We start from the raw sequence: 19429 nt of genomic DNA on the forward strand, positions 1-19429 counted from the left end.
GCCCCCAGCGTCCCGGGCGTTCAGCGACCGGACGAGCGGCCGCGGAGCCCACGTTCCAGGACCGCGGTCACGGCACCCGGATCGGACAACGGTAGGTCGGACACAGTGTCGGCGTGCTCGACGGAGTACTGCTGGATGGGGGGTACGACGGTCACCTCTGGATGAGCGTCCCCGCCTGCGGCGAACGCGGCGACCGCCGCCATGCCCGCCATGGCCGCGAGGCCGGCCATACCGGCGGCCATCCGGCGCGGGAAGCGGCCGGCAGCCATCGCCATGGCCGAAGCGTCACCCGGGCGACGTGTGCCCGGCTGCGCTGGCGGCCGAGCTGGCCACGGACCGGTCCGCCTTCGCCAGGCGCGCAGGGAAGACCGCTCGCGCATGCGTAGAGGTCCGACGGCATGAGCCGCTCCGACCACCCTCGGCTCACGGCCGACAGCACCAGCCGTCCGGCCCGCGCCGGTCGTCGGGTCGGTGCCGGTCGTCGGGTCGGTGCCAGTCGTCCGGTCTATGCCGGTGGTCGGGTCGGTACCGGTCGTCGGGTCGGTGCCAGTCGTCGGGTTAGTGCCAGTCGTCCGGTCGGCGGCACCCACCGAGGTGAGCGCACCCAGCCCGAACAGGGCGGCCTGGAAATCCTCCGTAGGAGCCGGATCAGGTGTGCCGACGAGGATGGCCTTGACCTGGCGTTCGGCGTCGACGGCGGCGCGGCATTCGGCACAGTGCGCGAGGTGAGCGAGAACGCGGTCGCGGCTCTCGTGGTCGAGCTCACCGTCGACCAGTGCGGACAGACGGGCGTGGGCGTGGTTCACCACACCGATCCTCCTCCGCCACCGGCCGGCTGACCGGCCGGGTGAGGTTCGGGGCGTTCCACCCCTTCCGAACCTTCTGGGCGGGTGTGCTCCGCGGATTCGAGGCGAGCGGGCTCTGCGCACTCAGGGGCAGCGGCCTCAGCGACGGCGGACTCAGCGACGGCCTGCTTGACGGGCATCCGGTGCCTGAGGGCCTCCCGCAACTGGGAGCGGCCGCGGTGGATCCGACTGCGGACGGTGCCGAGCTTGACGCCGAGCGTCGCAGCGATTTCTTCGTACGACAGTCCCTCGATGTCGCAGAGCACGACGGCTGCCCGGAACTCCGGCGGCAGCGCTTCGAGCGCGGCCTGGATGTCGGCGTCGAGGTGGCGGTCGTCGTACGCCTCCGCGGGGCTCGGTTCGGACCCGGGCAGGCGTTCGGGGGCGTCGTCAGGCAGCGAGTCGAACCGGATCCGCTGCCGGCGGCGGGCAAGGTCGAGGAACAGATTCGTCGTGATCCGGTGCAGCCAGCCCTGGAACGTGCCGGGCGTATAGGTCGAAAGGGAACGAAAGACGCGGACGAACACCTCCTGGGTCAGGTCCTCCGCATCGTGCCGGTTACCCGTCAACCGATAGGCGAGCCGGTAGACCCGAGATGAATGCGTACGGACGATCTCCTCCCAGGACGGAGGCGTCCAGACGTCGACGGGTGCTGTGCCCGCGAGATCCTCTGCCACCAGACCCACCTCCCCACATCGCCCAGCCGGCGGATGCCGGCTTCCGTGGCGTCGGACGCCACGGTTCACCGCTGCCGGCCGGCCGCACACAACCGACCGCTTCCGCCGGCAGGTGTTCCATTGTTGCCACTGTCCACCCAAAATGGCTCCGGCCGAACCCTGGTCTTAGCCCCTTCTTAGGAATGCCAGAGGTCAGGGTTCGCCCGGACCGGCCCTAAAGCCCGATTCTGGTGGTAAAGGGCACTAGGCTTCGGTGACGCAACGTGTCCGGAGAAGCCGGACAGAACGGCCCGCGGCTCGAGCCCAGGGCAAGACTCACAGGAGGTAGTCGTCTCCATGGAGATGAAGCCCGCGACCTGGGCCTACGCCGAGAACTTCATCGCCGAGGACGACGTGCTGGTGCAGGCCCGCAACCGCGCGGCCGAGGTCGGTGCGACGCCGATCGGCCAGGGCGGGGGCGCCACGCTGCGTTTCCTCGCCGCGACCGTCAGCGCCAAGACGGTGGTGGAGATCGGCACCGGTTGCGGCGTCTCCGGGATCTGGATGATCCGAGGCATGCGGCCCGACGGCACCCTCACCAGTGTCGACGTCGAAGCCGAGCACCAGCGGCTTGCCCGGGAGTCCTTCGCCGACGCGGGCATCCCACCGCAGCGCACCAGGCTGATCACCGGACGCGCGCTCGACGTGCTCCCGCGGCTCACCGACAACGCCTATGACCTGGTGTTCTGTGACGGTGACAAGGAGGAGTACCCCGACTACTACGAAGCGGCGTTGCGACTCCTGCGACCTGGTGGCGTGGTGGCGATCGACAACACCCTGTGGCACGACCGGGTGGCCGATCCGGCTCAGCGCGACCCTGCGACGGTGACGATTCGTGAGCTGGGCAAGCGGATTCTCGACGACGAACGCGTCGTTCCCGTCCTGCTCCCCGTCGGCGACGGCCTGCTCTGCGCCGCCAAGCGCGGTTCCTGAAGGGCCCGACCGTTCCGCAAATGACCACGCTGCCCATGCGTCCGGTAGCCCGAACAGGCACCGACACCTGTCCCAGGTTCCCCTGGCCCGGCTGACCAGGCCACGTCACCGACCGGGGCAGGCCCGCTGGGTCGCCGCGTGCCGTCGGAACGTCAGTCGAGGATGCGCTGGCCCTTGCCGAGCACGGTGATGCCGCCTTCGCTGACGGTGAATCCGCGCGCCCGGTCGGCCTGCTTGTCGACGCCGACCTCGGCACCTTCGGGCACCACGATGTTCTTGTCGAGGATCGCATCGCGTACGACCGCTCCATGCCCCACGACCGTCCCGTCGAGGATCACGGAGTTGGTGACCTCCGCCCCGACCTGGATGCGTACGCCTGGCGAGAGGACCGAATGGTCGACCGACCCGGAGACGATCGACCCCATCGACAGGATCGAGTCGCTCGCCCTGCCCCCCGCCACCAGCTTCGCGCCGGGATCCTGCGGGAAGCTCGTGTAGATCGGCCACTCCCGGTTGTAGAGATTGAAGACCGGATCGACCGAGACGAGGTCGGTGTGTGCTTCGTGGTAGGAGTCGAGCGTCCCGACGTCCCGCCAGTAGTTGCGGTCACGCGCTGTCGTGCCGGGCACCTCGTTGTTGGCGAAGTCGTAGACGTGCGCGTCACCCTTGTCGGTCATCATCGGGATGATGCTGCCGCCCATGTCGTGGACCGAGCCCTCGTCATCGGCGTCCATGCGTAGGGCGTCGAGCAGGGCGTCGGTGGTGAAGACGTAGTTGCCCATGGACACGAACGTCTCGTCAGCGTTGTCGGGCAGGCCTGGTGGGTCCGCCGGCTTCTCGAGGAAGGCCCGGATCGTGCGTCCGTCCGCGCCGGTCTGGATGACGCCGAACGACGACGCCTGCGTACGCGGCATGCGGATCCCGGCGACGGTCACTCCAGCCTCGCTGGCGATGTGGCTCTCGACCATCTGCGAGACGTCCATCCGGTAGACGTGGTCGGCGCCGAACACGATCACGTAGTCGGGCTGGTCGTCGTGGATGAGGTTCAGCGACTGGTAGATCGCGTCGGCACTCCCCTGGAACCACCGCGGGCCAAGGCGCTGCTGCGCCGGCACCGGCGTGACGTAGTTGCCGAGCAGCGTCGACATTCGCCAGGTCAGCGAGATGTGCCGGTCCAGCGAATGCGATTTGTACTGCGTGAGTACGCAGATCCGACGTATCCCGCCATTGGCGAAGTTCGAGAGGACGAAGTCGATGAGCCGGTAGGTGCCGCCGAACGGCACGGCCGGCTTGGCCCGGTCGGCTGTCAACGGCATGAGTCGTTTGCCCTCGCCGCCGGCCAGAACGATCCCGAGCACGCGCGGATCCTTGCCCATGTGCGCACCCTAGTAGGCGAGCGTTGCGGATGGGTGACGGCAGGCTGTCCTGGCTGTACCTGGCCGTCGCGGCCCATCCCCCATCCCACGACAGCGCAATCCCCACGACAGCGCCATCCGGGCTGTGGCACCTGCGGGACGGCCCATCCCCCGGACAGCGCGGGGCAGCCCGGCCCCACCACTGCCCATCCCCGGGACAATGGACCCATGCCCGTCCTGGTTGCGCCCACGACCCGCGTCCACGCATCGTTTCTCCAGGCCATGACGGAGTTCCACGCCGAGGGTCGCGGCCGCGGCTCGGACAACTCGATGATCGGGCGCGAGACCAGGGCGTACGCAGCGACCTGGGAGACCCCGGAGGGTTTCGCGGCGTACGTCGAGACCCTGGTCGCGGCCGCTCGTGAGGACACCCCGAGACCCGACGGCCTCGTCCCCGCGACCAGCCTCTGGTGGGTCGACGGCTCCACCTATCTGGGACGCCTCGCGATCCGGCACCGGCTCACGCCGTTCCTGCTCGAGCAGGGCGGTCACATCGGCTATGACGTACGACCGACTGCACGAAGGCGCGGGCATGCGACCGCGATGCTGCGTGCGGCGTTGCCCATCGCGAACGGGCTCGGTCTCGCTTCGGTCCTCGTCACCTGCGACACCGACAACGTGGCGTCGCGGAAGGTCATCGAGTCGGCCGGTGGGGTCTTGGAGGATCAGCGCCTGGACAAGCTGCGCTTCTGGGTGCCTACCAGCTGACGCCTCATCGCCCTCCGCCCGCGATTGGCCCGGTACAGCTCAACTCGCGTCCGGCTCACCCGCAGCCGTCTGACCGTCCGCCTTCGACCCACGAGCAGGCACCTCGCCGCCTGACGTCCGTTCTGCGAGGAATGTGCCTCGCTGCGGGACGCCTGGAACGCGGGAGATCTGTCCCGCTCTGGGCGGTCCAACCTCCGACAACTCGCAGGACTTGCCGCCTAGTGTCCTGCTCCCGGATCACGGTCGAGCTGGGCGAGGAGGCGCTTGGGCGCGACCTGGCGATAGGCGTCCTCGACGATCTCCGCGATCCGGTCCCAGTCGACGTCGACGTCGAGGTAGACGCCGAGCCACCCCCGATGTCCGACGTACGGCGGGCGGTAGAAAAGCTCCGGCTCACCCTCGACCAGCATGGTCTGGACGCCTTCGGGCGCGGCGCACCAGAACCCGAGCCTGTCATCGTGGTGATGATCGGCGTAGCTCACGAAGACCTTCTTGTCCCGCACGAACCAGGTCGGCTCGCCGTGGCTCGGGCGTTCGGTGACCTCGGGCATCGCGAGGCACAGCGCTCGCAGCCGCGTCAGCGGATCGGTCCGCGCCGGATCGCTCTCCACCATCCGCCGATCCTCACACAGCCCACCGACACCTCACACCGACCCTACGACCACCCTGGCGCCACGCACACGCCCTGGCGCCACGCACACGCCCTGGCGCCACGCACACGCCCTGGCGCCACGCACACGCCCTGGCGCGACGCACACGCCCTGGCGCCACGCACACGCCCTGGCCTCACGCGCACCCCCGCCTCACGGAGACCCTGGCGGCACGAAGACACAGAACTCGTTACCCTCCGGGTCAGCCAGAACCGCCCACCGATAACGGTGTTCGGTCAGGTCGGTCTCGACCGTTCGCGCACCGAGACCGACGATCCGGTCGACCTCGGCCTCCAGGTGTTCGACACCCAAATCGAGGTGCATGCGATTCTTGGTGGACTTCGGTTCCGGAACTTCCTGCAGGAGCAGGGTCGGTCCCCCGTCCGAGACGAGGCTCAAGTACGGCGGCGCATCGAAAGCCGGTCGGTAGCCCATCGGCGACAACGCAGCCTCCCAGAAACGTGCGAGCGCCCCAGGATCCTTGCAGTCCAGCGTCACGACGATCTCCATGGGCCGACGCTATCCGTTGCGTACATCTGCGTACGACCGAATAACGTCAGCAACACCGCTCGGGCGATCCCGTGCCGTGTGGGGCACAAGGGACCAGCATGATCACTCGCGCGCGACGTCGAAAAGTCGCATCGCCTCCACGCACAGGTCGCCCGTCCACGAATCGACCCCTTCGGCGATGCTCCAGCACGCGTTCGCGAGATGGTTGAGCATCTGGTACAACGCCACGAGGCGCTCGGGGCGGCCCGCGATCATCGGATCGTGCGCGCAGTACGCATCGAACAGGCGCGGCTGAAGCAGCGGGGGCAGCGGGTGGCCGGCCGGCCCGCCGAACGCGAACGTGGCAAGGTCGTAGAGCGGATCGCCGATGGCCGCGGCCGCCCAGTCGAGGATTCCGGTGACCGCACCTGTCTCCGGATCGACGAAGATCTCCGACAGGCCGAGGTCCGCGTTGAGGAGGGCCGGTCGTACGTCGTCAGGGACGACCGCGCGGATCACCCGGTCGACCTCGGCGGGAAAGCTGGCGGGCAGGTCGTCGTGCGCGACAAGGACTTTCGCCGACTCCGCCGCCTCCGAGCGCATCCATGCACGCCAGGTCGGCGACGTACCGCGCCCGCCGTTGTCCAGCCAGCCGTATCCGGGCAGGCGCACCCCGTGGAGCCGGGACAGGTACTCTGCCAGGTCGTTGATCGTGACGGTCGTCGCCGGCTCCGGCAGCGTGCGTGTATCCCATTGCTGGCCGGGAACTCGACCCATCAGGATCCAACTTCCGCCCGGCAGCCGCGTATCGTCGCCAAGGTCGAGAATCTCCGGGACTGGCACTCCCGCGTCACGAGCGGTGCGGGCGACGAACGCTTCGGCTCGCACGCTCCGGTCCCCGTTGGCCTTCAGGAAAAAGCCACCATCCGGAGTCTGCGCCTCCACGACGACGGACGAACCCCACGTCTCATGCGGGCGAACGTCGACAGTCCCGAACCGTTCCCGCAGGAGTTCCGCGGCAAGTTCCTGGTGCGGTGTCAGGACGTACGCCGTCATGGCTCCACCCACCCTCTCGTACGGACGAACGTGAGCACACCAGCCGATGCGGACAGGGCGCAATCGGTTTACGACCGACAGCGGCCGAAGGCGGGCGGCGCTGACCCCCGTGATCATGATCGTGATCATGAAGGCTTTCGGGCGTACAGCACCACTTGCCCTTCATGATCATGGAACAGCCTTTGTTTTACAGGGCTTTCGCGGTTCGGTTGTCGGTGGTCGCATCTATGGTTGGATCATGGACACGGCCGCCACCCGACGCGGCAACGCCAGCGGTGGCGCCAGCGGCGACGGAGATGCCGGCAGCGCAACCGTCACCGGCGGCACTGGCGTGGGTCTTGGCAGGTGGCAGGCGCCGGAGCCACGGCATCGGTTGTCGACGTTGGTGTCGCGGATGCGAGTCCGGGTGGGCGAGGAGTCCCAGGCGCTGTTGTGGTCAATGCCCGACGAGGAACTCACCGAACTGCTAGGTGAGTTGCATGCCTTGACCAGCCAGATCGCGGCCGTCACCTTGAACGCCACCCGGGAGGCCGACCGACGCGATCTGGGCAAGACCGCTGGCACCCCCTCGACGGCGAACTGGCTGTCCGGACTGCTCCGACTCCGCCCCGAACACGCCCACCGGATGGTGAAGCTCGCCCATGACCTCGACAGCCACCTCGTACTCACCCAGCTCAACCTCCACACCGGCGACATCTCCGACGACCACGCCCACGTGATCGCCAGAACCATCCGAGACCTGCCCACCGAAGCCGGCCCCGACACCCGATCCGAAGCCGAGCAGGTCCTCCTCGCCCACGCCAGGACGTTCAACCCCAAGATCCTCGCCGAACTCGGCAAAACCATCCTCGAAGCCGTCGACCCCGACCTGGCCGAACGACTCCTCGCCAAACAACTCGCCGACGAAGAACGCAAAGCTGCCCGGCAACGCGAACTGTCCCTCCACGACGACCCCTACACCACCAGCACCCTCATCCGCGGCAAACTCGACCCGGTCGCCGCCGACATGCTCCGCACCGCCCTCGAACCCCTCGCCGCGCCACGCCCCACGACCGCCGACGGACCCGACACCCGCAGCTATCCCCAACGCCTCGGCGACGGGCTCGTCGAACTCCTCCGCCGCTACCTCAACTCCGGTGAATCACCCACCCACGCCGGGGAGAAACCACACCTGGTCATCACCATCGACGGCGACGACCTCGCGGCCGGCACCGGCTACGCCACGCTGCTCCGCACCGGCACCACCGTCTCCGCCCGCACCGCCCAACAAGCCGCATGCGACGCGAAGATCTCCCTCTGGGGCACCATCAACGGCGAACCCGCGATCACCGACAGCATCCGGCTCTTCATCGGCAAGACCCGCCGACTCCTCGAACTCCGAGACCGCGGCTGCGCCTTCCCCGGCTGCACCCGCCCGCCCTCCTGGTGCGAAGCCCACCACACCATCGCCTGGCTCCAAGGCGGACCCACCACCGTAGACAACGGCGTGCTCCTTTGCGGCTACCACCACCGCCTCATCCACCAAGGCACCTGGACCGTCCACATGGCCGCCGACGGCCAACCAGAATTCACCCCACCTGAATGGATCAGCAAAACCCGAAAACCCCTACGCAACACCAGACTCCGCACATAGCGGCGTCGGCGGAAGAGTCATCGCCGCCGAAGGTGAGCGGGCACGGTAAAGGTCATGTCAGGTCCGGCTGGGAATTCGTGGACCCGGACAACGGCATCAAGAGAGATCGGACCGTAGACGCGCGGAAGCGCATCGAGGTCCTGTCGGCGGGGCCGCCAGGTTCCCGGGCGGACGGGCGAGGACAACAGCTCCGACAGAACGCACAGAATCCCGACCCACGCAAGCCCTTGAAACCAGTCGCCAGGACCCGCATAGTCGCCCGCATGCGCGTCGCCCTACTCACCCGGGAGTATCCACCGGACGTCTACGGCGGTGCCGGCGTCCACGTCGACTACCTCTCGCGAGCGCTCGCGCCCCTGGTGGACCTCGACACCCACTGCCTCGGTACACCTCGCCCCGGCGCGACCGCGCACACCGAGCAGGACCCCCGCCTCGACGGCGCCAACCCGGCACTGCGGATCTTCGCCGCCAACCTCGAGATGGCCGCCGCCGTCGGCCAGGCACAGGTTCTGCACTCCCACACGTGGTACGCCAACCTCGCCGGCCAGCTCGGCGGGCTCCTCCACGGGATCCCGCACGTCGTCACCGCGCACTCCCTCGAACCGCTCCGGCCGTGGAAGGCCGACCAGCTCGGCGGCGGCTACCGGCTGTCGACCTGGGCCGAACGCACGACCTACACCAGCGCCGACGCGATCATCTCCGTGAGCGAGGCGATGCGGCGCGACGTCCTCACGCACTACCCGAGCGTCGACCCAGCCCGAGTCACGGTGATCCCGAACGGCATCGACACCCGGCAGTACGCACCTGACCCCGACACCGGCGTGGTCGAACGTCTGGGTGTCGACCCGTCCCGCCCGTCCGTGGTGTTCGTCGGCCGGATCACCCAGCAGAAGGGGGTGCGGCACCTGCTCCGGGCGGCGACCCGTTTCGACCCGGCGGCTCAGCTGGTACTCCTCGCCGGCGCCGCCGACACCCCCGAGCTCGCCCACGAGGCGGCCGCCGCCGTGGATCTGCTGCGTACCACCCGGAAGGGTGTCGTCTGGATCGAGGAGATGCTTCCTCGACACGAGGTCATCCAGGTCCTCTCCCACGCCACGGTGTTCTGCTGCCCCTCGATCTACGAACCGCAGGGCATTGTCAACCTCGAGGCCATGGCCTGCGAGACGGCAGTTGTCGCGAGCGCAGTCGGCGGGATCCCCGAGGTGGTCGTGCACGGCGAGACCGGGCTGCTCGTGCCCTACGACCAGGCCGACGCGGACTGCTTCGAGCACGACCTGGCCTCCGCGGTCAACGCACTCGTGGCCGACCCGGGGCGGGCCCGTGCGATGGGCCGGGCCGGTCGCGAGCGGGCGGTGCGGGACTTCGACTGGAACGCGATTGCCCGTCGTACGACCGACGTCTACGCGGGCCTGCTCTGACGGCTGCGTCGACCGGCCGCCTCATCGCACCGCGTACGCGCGGGTGATCGTCTGCTCCGAGCGGTTGCCGTGAATGTCGACCACCCTCGTCCGCAACGACACGTACGCACGACGAAAGGGGTGCGGGACCACCGCGACCTGCTCGCCGTGCGGCCGCCGCATGAGCCGGACCGGGGTCCAGGTCCGCCCGTCGTCGGTCGACGCCTGGATCGCCAGCGTGCGTACGGTGAGGTTCGGTTTGCCGAGCTGGGACTGGACCGTCACCGGAACCAGCGTCGGGCCGCTGCCCAGAACCCGGTTACGTGCGTCGACCGGGGGCGCGAACCGCACCACGCTCACCGGCAACGCCTTCCCCGATCGGGGAGCCCTGGCCGACCGGAACTCCCAGGATGCCGTCACCCGGGTCGAGACATCCGCGAACCCGCGACGTGTCGCTGAGGTGACGAGGGTGTACCTGGCGGCGCGAGACCCTACCTCGAACTCCCCGCTGCCCACCTCGTCGGTGGCCCCGACCATGGTCCGACCCTGCCCACGCCCCCGGTAGAGCGTCGTCGCGGCCCGGCCCGTCCGTGAACCACCGAGATGTCCTGACTGGTCGGAGTACATCGGCAGCGCCACGACGATCCGGTTGCCGTGCCGCGTGACGGCCGCCGGATGGTCGGCCCCAGAGCGGGGCAGCGGGCCGGGAAGCGGGCCGGGAAGCACCGGTCCCAGCACGGCCGCGTTCCAGCGTTCGACGTACGTCTGACCAGCCGGGTACGCCCGCGGCGGCGAGGACAGCCAGCTCAGCTCGGTCTGCGTCTTCCCCGCCCCCGTGGTGTGCGTGAGCGAGCCGCTCCAGCGGACGTCACCGGCCATGAGGTGGGCGGTGACGGTCGACGGTGTTCTGAACGGGATGCCCACCGACCAGCCGCCGATCCCGCCGGCGGCCTGCGCCGAAGGCGCGAAGGTGTGCCACACCCTCGCGTCCTGGGCCTGGGCCACGTGCCGCGACCGGATCGTCGCCAATTCGCCGGGGCGTGCCGCGCCTTTGAACCCGGTGAGGTAGCGGCCGCGGGTGAGCCAGTACAACCCGTAGAGATAAGGCGTATCGGCGAAACCGCCCTGCTCGTCCGGTCGGGCCCACTGCGTGTTGAGCCGGTCCACCATCTCGTCCGGCCCGACCTCGGGGCCCAGGTGGGCCGTGTGAGTGTCGTCGAGCCGGTGCGACAGGAAGCCCGACTCCAGGACGCGGGTCGGATCGGTGCCGTATCGGCGGTACGCAAGATCGACGAGCGCGAGCCGCGCCCCCGGCCGCGGTGGGTCAACGGTGACCGGTCTCGTCGTGCGCGCGTCGATCGTCACGGACATGTCCCGGTCGAGGTCGATCAACGGCCGGACGACCGTGTGGAAGTCAGGGTCATCGGCGCGCCCGGACAATACCGTCGCCTCCAGGTGGTAGCGACCCTCGGGAAGGCGCAGCCGCGTCGTACCGCCGTCGCCCATCGGGAACTCGAGCCGGTCGTCGTCCAGAGCGAAGAGCAGATCGCCGACGCGGTCGGTACGCCGGCCCGACGGGTCCAGATGAGTGATGGTGAGCTCGTGGGTCTGGCGCGCTTGCCGGAGTCGCGAGGCGCCGGGTCGGCACCAAGAGACGGGCCGGCACCAAGAGACGGGCCGGCGCCAAGAGGCGGGCCGGCACCAAGAGGCGGGCCGGCACCAAGTGACGGGCCGGCGCCGAGCGAGCGGTGCCAGGCCTGCGCAGGTATCGACCCGTCGTCGAGCGCGATCCGGCTCACTCCCCCGCGCAAGCGCGTGCTGCCGTCGACCGGGCGGGCGGCCGCCCACAGCGCGGCGCCGTCGCTGGTCACCTGCTGACGGCGCGCGGCGTCGCGATAGGTCACCCGCAGGCGAGGCTCACCAGCCGTCGTGGCCGCCGCCAGGCTGGTGAGGTCGAAGAGTCGCCCGTCCACCGCGCCGGTCGTGACCAGGGGGAGGGCGTCAGCCGGGATGACCTGGAGCGCGTCGCCGAACCGCCGGGTCAGGAAGGTCATTCCGGATCGCCCGGGGCCGGGAACGACCTCGCCGGCCGTGCCTTGCCCTGCCGATGCGATCACCACTCGGTCGCCGGTCACCAGCGTCACGGTCCGCGTACGCCCGTCGACCGTCCGACCTGACCCCTTGTCCAGCCCACCCGAATGCTCCAGCCCACCCGAATGCTCCAGCCCACCCGAATGCTCCAGCACAGCTGGACGCTCGGCCTGCCTGCCCGAACGCTCCCATCCACCCGGCCGCTCGTCCAACGCACCTGGCCGCGGGGCCAGGTCCGGGTTCGCGGCGGGGACGGGCGGGGCGGTCACCACCGGACCGGACAGCAAACCGATCACCATGGCCGCCACCCCGAGGACCTTCGTCGACCTGGGTAGCGGCGCACAGCGCATGACATTCCCCGTTTCCAGGGCTCGCCCGCCCAGCCCGTCCTCGATCCGACACCTGTTCGTTTATGTCCAGCAGGACGGGACCGGTTCGCTGCCAAGCCGCCCCGGGGCGTGCGCTGCCAATCCGCCGGGGAGTCGGAGAAGCCGACGCAGAACGCACCAAGGGCCGGCGGGTTCCACCATCGTTCGATGGCAGAACCCGCCGGCCCTCACTCGTCAGGTCGGCACCGTCGCCGGCCCGAGGTGCTGGCCCGGGGCCGGCGTCCCCCGGACCCCCCGAACCGGTTACGACCCGATGGCGTATGCCCGCAGGATCGTCTGTTCGACCGTGTTGCCCTTCGAGTCACTCGCCTTCGCCCGCAGCGAGACGTACTCCGCTCCGGACTGTGGCGTCTCCACGACCGCCACCCACCGGTTGTCACCGGCGGGGATGGTCTCGGCGGTCTTCCAGGTCTTGCCGTCGTCGACCGACACGGCCACCTCGAGGTGCTTCGGCCTGCCGGCCGCAGATCCCGCCTGTGGCTGGATCCTCACCGGCACCGTCGCCTGCGTACCCTCGTGGTTGCGGTTGCGCTGGTCGACCTTCGGGCTGAACCGGACGGCCGTCAGCGGCAACGCCTCCGCCTCGTCATCGGCCGTCCGGCCCGACGTGAAGGTCCAGGTCGTGTCGATCATCGTCGAGAAACCTGAGTACGACGGCCGCGTCGCCTCGACCTCGAGCCGGAACGACGCCTTCGCGCTCGGCACCGTGACCACATCGTCGAGATAGCCGCCGTACTCCGACTCCGCGACCTTCTTGCCCTCGCGGTACAGCGTGGTCCTCGCCGTGTCGGTGAGCGAGTCACCGGCGTGCCCGGACCCGTCGGAGTACATCGGAACGCTGATGTACATCTCGTTGCCGAACCGTTCCGACCAGGCGAAGTCCGCCCCGGGGAACGCCGGACCGAACACCGCGTCGCTCCACTGCTCCTTGACGGACTCACCCCGCTTGTACGTCCGAGGCGTGGACACCAGGTAGGTCTGGTCGACCGGCCAGCCTTCCTCGTCGATCACGAACTCGCTGACCTCGGAGTCCCAACGCACCGGATCCGGCTCGAGGAACGTCGTCACCCTGTGTGGAAGGTCCATGGCCGCGACGACGGCCCATCCACCGGATACGCCGTTGCCAGAGCCGAACAGCACGCGACCGCCTCGCCGGCCAGGCAGTGTCTGCGCCAGCCGCGCGGTGACCTTCGCCAGGTCGCGGTCCCGCGCAGTGCGCTCGAAACCGCTGAAGTAGTGTCCTCGCTCCACGTCGAGCAACCCGTAGAAGAAGGGACTGTTGGCAAAGTCCTCCGCCGGCCCGGGCTCGGCCCACTGACTTCCGACGTGGGAAACCATCTTCGAACCTGCGACCTTCTTCCCGAGTCGTCCGGCGTAGAGACCCGTGAAGTCGAACGCAAGCACCGAGGATCCCAGCGAGTTGCGTGCGTTGCGGTCATAGCCCAGGTCAACCACGGCAGGCCGGACCGATGTCCGCTCGACAGTCGTGGTCACCTGCTTTGCCTTGCGGGCGTCCGCGGTGATCGTGACGTTCGCGTCGAGTGTGAGTAGAGGCTGGACGAGGCTGCTCCACTCCGACGACTCCTCGTCCCATGTGACGATGCTGGACTCCAGGAGGTACCTGCCCTTGGGGAGCCTGACCTTCGCCGTACCCTCGGCATCGGGCATGAGGTCCTGCCAGACGTACTCGTCGAGGCCGAAGAGGAATCCGTACGCGTCGGCCGCGGGCTTGCCCTGGCGGTCGAGGTGCTTGATCGTCACGTCGTAGCTCTCGACCTCCTTCTCCACGCCGATCGGCGTGGAGACCGCCTGGTCGCCCGCCGTGGCGACGAGCCGGCCGCTGTAGGCGCCGTCCGGTCCGTCGTGGGAGGTGACCGAGGTGATCTCGACCTCGGCGGTGCCTCCTGCTGGAACCGTGACCTTGTCCGCGCTGAGCTTCACCGCGGACGCCGGCGCCGGCTCGCCGTCCGGCCCGGCCATGGTGGCGGCGAGGTCGAGCGTGATGTCGGCATATCCGCTGTTGCGGTAGGTGACCTTCCTGGTGACCGGCTCGTCGTCGCCGTGCGGCCAGCGCGCGAGACCGAACGACACGCTCCCTGGCTCGGAGAAGACCGACTGCTTGATTGCCTTCGCCACGTCGATCCTGCCCGCGCCCTGGTCGAACACGGTCAGGTCCGGATGCGCCTTCGCCGAAGCCGTCAGCGTGGGCTTGAGCTGCTGCGCCTTCCAGTCCGGGTGCTGCTGCGCGAGGAGCGCGGCCGCGCCGGCCGCGTGGGGGGTCGCCATGGACGTGCCGCTCGCGGTGACGTAGCCGTCGCCCATCGGCTCGCCCATCTCGGTGCCCTCGGCCTTGGCGGCGACGATGTCGACACCCGGTGCGGTGACGTCGGGCTTGATCGCACCGTCACCGATTCGCGGGCCGCGACCGGAGAAGTCCGCGATCTCGTCCTGTTTGTCGACCGCACCGACCGTGAGAGCCGCGTCGGCGCTGCCTGGAGAGTCGACGGTCTGGGCGTCCGGCCCGAAGTTGCCGGCGGCGATGACGAACAGCGTGCCCGTCTCCTCCGTCAGCGTGTTGACGGCTTCCTCGAGCGGGTCGACCTCTGGTGTGTCGCCGCCGCCGAGGCTCAGGTTGACGACGTTGGCCTGCTTCTCGGTGGCGGCCCACTCCATGCCGGCGAGGATCGCCGACTCCGAGCAACTGCCGCCCGAGTCACAGACCTTGCCGTCGAGCAGTTTCGCGTCCGGCGCGACGCCCTTGTACTTTCCGTCCGACGCCTTCGCCGTACCGGCGATCGTGGACGCGACGTGGGTACCGTGCCCGAAGCCGTCGCCAGGACCCTCGCCGGAGAAGTCCTTGGCCTCGGCGACCTGACCTTCCAGGTCGGGATGGGTGGCGTCGATGCCGGTGTCGAGCACCGCCACGGTGACACCCTTGCCGGTGTAGCCGGCCTCCCATGCCTCGGGCGCCCCGATCTGGGGGACGCTCTTGTCCAGCACCGGCTTGCGGAGGCCGTCGAGCCAGATCCTGTCGATCCCGCCGGAGTAGGTGCGGGCCTTCCCCTGGCCGCCGGCCACCGAGTCCCAGAAGCCCTTGGCCGCCTTCTTCTCGACCTCGATGGCCGTGGCGTCGACGGCCGGCAGGTCGCGCGCGTCCTGCCCGCCGGCCGCGGTCAGCCGGTCCTGCCCGCGCGCCTGCGCGGACTCACCGTCGTAGCTGACGATCAGCGGAACGGCGGACCGACGTGCGTCGTCGTACTTCGCCTTGACGAGGCCGGTCACGTCGAACAACCGGCGGTCGAGTGCGCCCGACCGGACGAGCGGAAGCGCGTCGGACGGAACGACGGTGAGTCGGCCGTCAACCCGGTGGGTGACGAACCGGATGTTCCTGCGGCCCGGGCCGGGGACGACGCTCGCCGTCGACGACCGCGCCGACGGGAGCAGCACCCGGTCTCCGGTGATCAGCGTGACAGACACCTGGCTGCCAGCCCGTGGTGCGCGTGCGTGTGGTGCCGCCTCTGGACCTGCCGGCGGTGCGGCGCCGACGCCGGCTGACCCGCCCGGTCCGGCGACGGCTGTCGGGCTCATGGCCATGGCCAGCCCGGCAGCCAGTGCGGCCATGCCCAAGGCACGGACCCGGCGATGCATGGAACTCATGCAGTACCTCCCCGTAGTGCGGACACACGTGAGCACGGCATCGCCGACAGACCCCGGCACCTGACAGGCCCCCGTGTAACAGGATGTGGAGCAACGAATCTTACATACTCAGTATGTACGCAAGCAGTATGTAGCACCCAGGACGACATGAACAGCCAGAATGTTGCGCGAGTGCCGAGAGCCGGGCCAAATGGTTACAAAGCCGTTATCGCCGCTGAGAGTGCGGGAGAACGGCGACATGCCGCTACAGCGAGGGGGTCCCGCGTCGACGCCACGGCGTCGATGACCGAGGCCTCGCCGACGATCGTCCATGTTCAAGAGCTCCGCGCCCGGTCGTACGACATGCGAGCCGGGCATGCCGAGGCCCCGGTCAGTACTTATCTGACCGGGGCCGCGTAGTCCCGTTAGCTGATGTGGCGCGTCAGGCCTGGATATCGCACCAGACCCACTCCGGATGGCGCCGGTGAGGCGATGGGCTCAGCCCACGACCGACTTGAGCGCGTCACCGAGCTCACCGGCCTCGTCTGCCGAGAGCTCGACGACGAGCCGCCCGCCACCCTCCAGCGGCACTCGCATGACGATGCCGCGCCCCTCCTTGGTGACCTCGAGCGGTCCGTCGCCCGTCCGCGGCTTCATGGCCGCCATGCGCGCACTCCTTCCTGCCGTCCGTACGCGACGACACACCGAGAACCGGTGACACGCCGCCGACGCGTGTCGATTCGAGGGCCCATTATCCCGCATGGCCGGACCGGCCCGGTAGTCAAGATCGGCGCGGCACCTGCCGGAAACGCGAAGGTGTCCTCTTTGGCCGGCTTCTGACCCGTTGCCGTCGGGCAGACTCGGTGTCATGCAGGCAAGATCGGCGCTGTTCGACCTCTACGGCGATCACCTCCGGTCGCGAGGTGGACGCGCGCCGGTCTCGGCCCTCGTCCGGCTGCTGGCCCCCCTCGGGATCGCGGCGCCGGCGGTACGCCAGGCGGTGTCGCGGATGGTACGCCAGGGCTGGCTCACACCGGTGGGGCAGCCGCGCGCCGGAACCAGATACGCCCTCACCGACCGCGCCGTTCGCAGGCTCGACGATGCGGCGGTACGGATCTACCGCACCCGCGCGGCCGGCTGGGACGGCCGGTGGCACCTCCTCGTCACCTCCCCGGTCCGGGCCCGCACCGCCCGCGAACGGCTCGAGGCCGGCCTCCGCTTCCTCGGATACGCAAGACTCGCCGGTACGACCTGGATCGCGCCGCGACCGTCCGGCGAGGTCGAAGGGCTCCTCGCCGCCGCTGGCGTCCACTCCGACAGTTTCCTGGCCGGCGAGCCCACCGACCCGAAGGCGTTGGCCCGGCGCGCCTGGGACCTCGACGCGCTCGGCGCGGCCTATCGGGACTGGCTCGCCGATGCACGTACCCTGCTCGACGGCACGCAGGACGCCGAACGCGATGACGAGACCGCCTACGCGCTGCGGAGCCGGCTCGTGCACGAATGGCGGAAGTTCCTCTTCACCGACCCCGGACTCCCCCGCAGCCTGCTTCCCGACGACTGGCCCGGCGACGAGGCGGCGGCGTACTTCGACACCCACGCAGCCCGGCTCCATCCCGCGGCCACGCGCTTCGTCGATGCCTGCCTCGCTCCACCAGGAGGGACCTGATGACCGACCACCCGCCCGTCCGCTACGACGTGACCGACGCCGTGGCGACGATCACCCTCGACCGGCCGCAGGCCCGTAACGCCCTCGACCTGTTCACCAAGGAGGCGCTGCGCGACGCGGTCCGCCAGGCCGCCGAGGACGAGTCGATCCGCTGCGTACTCCTGACCGGTGCGGGTGACAAGGCGTTCTCTGCCGGGCAGGACCTCCGCGAGCATGCCGTGAGCCTCGCCGAGAAGGCGCCGGAGGAGGTCTGGAGCACGGTGCCTGCCCACTACATCCCGATCGCTCTCGGGCTGGCGACGATGCCAAAACCGGTCGTGGCCGCGGTCAACGGCGTGGCCGCGGGAGCGGGCGCCGCGCTCGCGTTCGCCTGCGACTTCCGGGTGGTCGCCGACACCGCCGGCTTCAACCTCGCGTTCGCCGCGATCGGGCTGACCTGCGACACGGGTACGTCGTGGACGCTACCGCGGTTGGTCGGGCACGCCCGCGCGGTCGACCTCCTGATGCGTCCCCGCACCATCTCGGCCCAGGAAGCGGCCGACATCGGGCTGGCCACGTCCGTCGTGCCCCACGACTCTCTCGCCGCCGAGGCGACCGCGCTCGCCCGGGAACTGGCCGCCGGGCCCACCGCCGCCTACGCCGCGATCAGGCTGTCCCTCGCGTACGCCGCGAACCACACGCTGCAGGAGTCGCTCGAGTTCGAGGGGGAGATGATGCGGCTCACGGGTACGACGGAGGACCACCGGGCCGCGGTCGCGGCGTTCCAGGCCAAGGAGCGCCCGACATTCCACGGCCACTGAACACTCCCGGCGGGCGGCGTCAGCGCCTGGTCGGCGAGTAGAGGTAGAGCTGGCCGATCTGGTCGTACCCCATCACGGGGTACAGCTTCGCGCCGTCGTGGCTCGCCAACAGGACCGCGGCCGCCGCTCCCCGCTGACGGTCATCGCGGAGCATCCGCTCCAGCAGAGCGCGGCCGATGCCGCGGCGGCGATGCGACGGCTGGACGAACATGTCCGCGCACCAGGTCATCGGCGCCGCGTCGCCCGACGTCTCCGTGCGGACGATGATGCTCTGGACCCATCCGACGGGCTCGTCGCCGTCGAGGGCGACGTACTGCCGAAGCGGAGCGTCACGCGAAAGCGCCGCTTCCTCGAGCGGTTTGCTCTCTGTCGCCCGGGCCAGGCGTCCTGCCAGCTCCGGCGTCGTCACGCGGGTGATCCGTGCCGGCGCCTTGGTGCGCGGGATCCGGTCCAGTCGATGCACCATCAGCGCCTCGGTCGCGCCGAGCCGGTAGCCGAGCTGCTTGTACGCCTGACGCAACGGCCCTTCCGCCTCGCCGGGCGCGCGGATCGCGCAGATCGCGTACCGGCCGCGGGTGTGCTCGGCTGCGAGGGCGTGGAGGTCGGCCGCGTCGATCCCCCATGCGACCCACTCCTCGCGCCGGTAGGTGGGCGCCTTGCCCCCGCGTGGCGCATCGCGCATGACCCAGGCCGGACCGATCCGTTCGGGGACGTAGGGATGCGTACGGCTCCGCTTGAAGGAGAATCCCCGCACGAAGACCTCGATCGCCTCGTCGATCCCGACGCCCATGGTCAGCCACCGACCTCCGGTGCTGGGTTCTCGAGCTGACAGGTATATCAGCCCCGTCACAACAACGTGGACAACGCCCGGATGACCGGATGAGGACCGGAACTATCCAAGCCAGGTCAAGAACTGAAAAGGTAATTCTACGATACGGAAACTGGCAGGGCGCGACAGTCGCAGTCACCTCCCCGCGGGCGGCGACGGAACCCCGTCTATGGCGC

Annotated in this window: 17 protein-coding genes; 6 read left to right on the forward strand and 11 right to left on the reverse strand. The window is 69.6% G+C overall.

The window, feature by feature from the left end; genetic code table 11:
- Positions 1–20: 20 nt before the first annotated feature.
- Positions 21–806 carry a zf-HC2 domain-containing protein gene (locus tag ABN028_RS18635; RefSeq protein WP_349697425.1) on the reverse strand — a complete coding sequence of 262 codons (786 nt, stop codon included), beginning with the start codon at positions 804–806 and terminating at the stop codon, positions 21–23.
- Positions 803–1525: an RNA polymerase sigma factor SigE gene (gene sigE, locus ABN028_RS18640; RefSeq protein WP_502877600.1), complete on the reverse strand. Its 723-nt coding sequence runs from the start codon at positions 1523–1525 to the stop codon at positions 803–805. Before sigE ends, ABN028_RS18635 begins: the two co-directional genes overlap by 4 nt.
- Before the next feature lie 333 nt (positions 1526–1858).
- On the opposite strand from sigE, the gene ABN028_RS18645 reads away from it, so the two are divergent.
- Positions 1859–2494: an O-methyltransferase gene (locus tag ABN028_RS18645; RefSeq protein ID WP_349329849.1), complete on the forward strand. Its 636-nt coding sequence runs from the start codon at positions 1859–1861 to the stop codon at positions 2492–2494.
- A gap of 152 nt (positions 2495–2646) precedes the next feature.
- Here ABN028_RS18645 and glgC read toward each other — a convergent pair whose 3' ends face one another.
- Complete coding sequence (gene glgC, locus ABN028_RS18650) at positions 2647–3870, reverse strand: glucose-1-phosphate adenylyltransferase (protein ID WP_349329850.1); 1224 nt, start codon at positions 3868–3870, stop codon at positions 2647–2649.
- Positions 3871–4077: 207 nt separating this feature from the next.
- On the opposite strand from glgC, the gene ABN028_RS18655 reads away from it, so the two are divergent.
- Complete coding sequence (locus ABN028_RS18655) at positions 4078–4617, forward strand: GNAT family N-acetyltransferase (RefSeq protein ID WP_349697426.1); 540 nt, start codon at positions 4078–4080, stop codon at positions 4615–4617.
- Between the two features lie 218 nt (positions 4618–4835).
- Here the strand turns inward: ABN028_RS18655 and ABN028_RS18660 are convergent, their stop codons facing one another.
- From ABN028_RS18660 to ABN028_RS18670, 3 genes are all read right to left on the reverse strand, one after another.
- Positions 4836–5231 (reverse strand): MmcQ/YjbR family DNA-binding protein, encoded by a 396-nt coding sequence (locus tag ABN028_RS18660; protein WP_349329852.1) that lies wholly within the window; start codon positions 5229–5231, stop codon positions 4836–4838.
- A gap of 189 nt (positions 5232–5420) precedes the next feature.
- Complete coding sequence (locus ABN028_RS18665; protein WP_349329853.1) at positions 5421–5777, reverse strand: VOC family protein; 357 nt, start codon at positions 5775–5777, stop codon at positions 5421–5423.
- Between the two features lie 102 nt (positions 5778–5879).
- Positions 5880–6812, reverse strand: a complete 933-nt coding sequence (locus ABN028_RS18670) for a phosphotransferase family protein (protein WP_349697427.1) — start codon at positions 6810–6812, stop codon at positions 5880–5882.
- Between the two features lie 238 nt (positions 6813–7050).
- Between ABN028_RS18670 and ABN028_RS18675 the strand changes: the two genes are divergently transcribed.
- Positions 7051–8445 (forward strand): HNH endonuclease signature motif containing protein, encoded by a 1395-nt coding sequence (locus tag ABN028_RS18675; RefSeq protein WP_349329856.1) that lies wholly within the window; start codon positions 7051–7053, stop codon positions 8443–8445.
- Positions 8446–8708: 263 nt separating this feature from the next.
- The gene (gene glgA / locus ABN028_RS18680; RefSeq protein WP_349329857.1) at positions 8709–9863 is read left to right on the forward strand and encodes a glycogen synthase; all 1155 of its coding nucleotides are present in this window, start codon (positions 8709–8711) and stop codon (positions 9861–9863) included.
- A 21-nt stretch (positions 9864–9884) separates the two neighbouring features.
- On the opposite strand, the gene ABN028_RS18685 is transcribed toward glgA, so the two are convergent.
- The 4 genes from ABN028_RS18685 to ABN028_RS18700 form a co-directional block, all read right to left on the reverse strand.
- Complete coding sequence (locus ABN028_RS18685) at positions 9885–11348, reverse strand: hypothetical protein (RefSeq protein ID WP_349697428.1); 1464 nt, start codon at positions 11346–11348, stop codon at positions 9885–9887.
- Positions 11231–12232 (reverse strand): hypothetical protein, encoded by a 1002-nt coding sequence (locus tag ABN028_RS18690; RefSeq protein ID WP_349697429.1) that lies wholly within the window; start codon positions 12230–12232, stop codon positions 11231–11233. Before ABN028_RS18690 ends, ABN028_RS18685 begins: the two co-directional genes overlap by 118 nt.
- A gap of 333 nt (positions 12233–12565) precedes the next feature.
- Positions 12566–15979 (reverse strand): S8 family peptidase, encoded by a 3414-nt coding sequence (locus tag ABN028_RS18695; protein WP_349697430.1) that lies wholly within the window; start codon positions 15977–15979, stop codon positions 12566–12568.
- A 477-nt stretch (positions 15980–16456) separates the two neighbouring features.
- On the reverse strand, positions 16457–16624 hold the full coding sequence (locus ABN028_RS18700) for a DUF3117 domain-containing protein (RefSeq protein ID WP_349329860.1): 168 nt from the start codon (positions 16622–16624) through the stop codon (positions 16457–16459).
- Positions 16625–16826: 202 nt separating this feature from the next.
- On the opposite strand from ABN028_RS18700, the gene ABN028_RS18705 reads away from it, so the two are divergent.
- Together ABN028_RS18705 and ABN028_RS18710 are read left to right on the forward strand one after the other, a co-directional pair.
- Positions 16827–17624: a PaaX family transcriptional regulator gene (locus ABN028_RS18705; protein ID WP_349697431.1), complete on the forward strand. Its 798-nt coding sequence runs from the start codon at positions 16827–16829 to the stop codon at positions 17622–17624.
- On the forward strand, positions 17624–18424 hold the full coding sequence (locus ABN028_RS18710; RefSeq protein WP_349329862.1) for an enoyl-CoA hydratase/isomerase family protein: 801 nt from the start codon (positions 17624–17626) through the stop codon (positions 18422–18424). The genes ABN028_RS18705 and ABN028_RS18710 overlap by 1 nt, the downstream gene beginning before the upstream one ends.
- A gap of 19 nt (positions 18425–18443) precedes the next feature.
- Here the strand turns inward: ABN028_RS18710 and ABN028_RS18715 are convergent, their stop codons facing one another.
- Positions 18444–19214 carry a GNAT family N-acetyltransferase gene (locus ABN028_RS18715; protein WP_349697432.1) on the reverse strand — a complete coding sequence of 257 codons (771 nt, stop codon included), beginning with the start codon at positions 19212–19214 and terminating at the stop codon, positions 18444–18446.
- Positions 19215–19429 lie beyond the last annotated feature (215 nt).

The sequence above is a fragment of the Actinopolymorpha sp. B17G11 genome (genome assembly GCF_040196095.1).
GTDB lineage: Bacteria > Actinomycetota > Actinomycetes > Propionibacteriales > Actinopolymorphaceae > Thermasporomyces.

Excerpts from the sequence above, each read along its gene's own strand:
- ABN028_RS18645 (WP_349329849.1), top strand. The coding sequence starts at position 1,859 with ATGGAGATGAAGCCCGCGACCTGGGCCTACGCCGAGAACTTCATCGCC.
- glgC (WP_349329850.1), bottom strand. The coding sequence starts at position 3,870 with ATGGGCAAGGATCCGCGCGTGCTCGGGATCGTTCTGGCCGGCGGCGAG.
- ABN028_RS18655 (WP_349697426.1), top strand. The coding sequence starts at position 4,078 with ATGCCCGTCCTGGTTGCGCCCACGACCCGCGTCCACGCATCGTTTCTC.
- ABN028_RS18660 (WP_349329852.1), bottom strand. The coding sequence starts at position 5,231 with ATGGTGGAGAGCGATCCGGCGCGGACCGATCCGCTGACGCGGCTGCGA.
- ABN028_RS18665 (WP_349329853.1), bottom strand. The coding sequence starts at position 5,777 with ATGGAGATCGTCGTGACGCTGGACTGCAAGGATCCTGGGGCGCTCGCA.
- ABN028_RS18670 (WP_349697427.1), bottom strand. The coding sequence starts at position 6,812 with ATGACGGCGTACGTCCTGACACCGCACCAGGAACTTGCCGCGGAACTC.
- ABN028_RS18675 (WP_349329856.1), top strand. The coding sequence starts at position 7,051 with ATGGACACGGCCGCCACCCGACGCGGCAACGCCAGCGGTGGCGCCAGC.
- glgA (WP_349329857.1), top strand. The coding sequence starts at position 8,709 with ATGCGCGTCGCCCTACTCACCCGGGAGTATCCACCGGACGTCTACGGC.
- ABN028_RS18685 (WP_349697428.1), bottom strand. The coding sequence starts at position 11,348 with ATGGGCGACGGCGGTACGACGCGGCTGCGCCTTCCCGAGGGTCGCTAC.
- ABN028_RS18690 (WP_349697429.1), bottom strand. The coding sequence starts at position 12,232 with ATGGTGATCGGTTTGCTGTCCGGTCCGGTGGTGACCGCCCCGCCCGTC.
- ABN028_RS18695 (WP_349697430.1), bottom strand. The coding sequence starts at position 15,979 with ATGAGTTCCATGCATCGCCGGGTCCGTGCCTTGGGCATGGCCGCACTG.
- ABN028_RS18700 (WP_349329860.1), bottom strand. The coding sequence starts at position 16,624 with ATGGCGGCCATGAAGCCGCGGACGGGCGACGGACCGCTCGAGGTCACC.
- ABN028_RS18705 (WP_349697431.1), top strand. The coding sequence starts at position 16,827 with ATGCAGGCAAGATCGGCGCTGTTCGACCTCTACGGCGATCACCTCCGG.
- ABN028_RS18710 (WP_349329862.1), top strand. The coding sequence starts at position 17,624 with ATGACCGACCACCCGCCCGTCCGCTACGACGTGACCGACGCCGTGGCG.
- ABN028_RS18715 (WP_349697432.1), bottom strand. The coding sequence starts at position 19,214 with ATGGGCGTCGGGATCGACGAGGCGATCGAGGTCTTCGTGCGGGGATTC.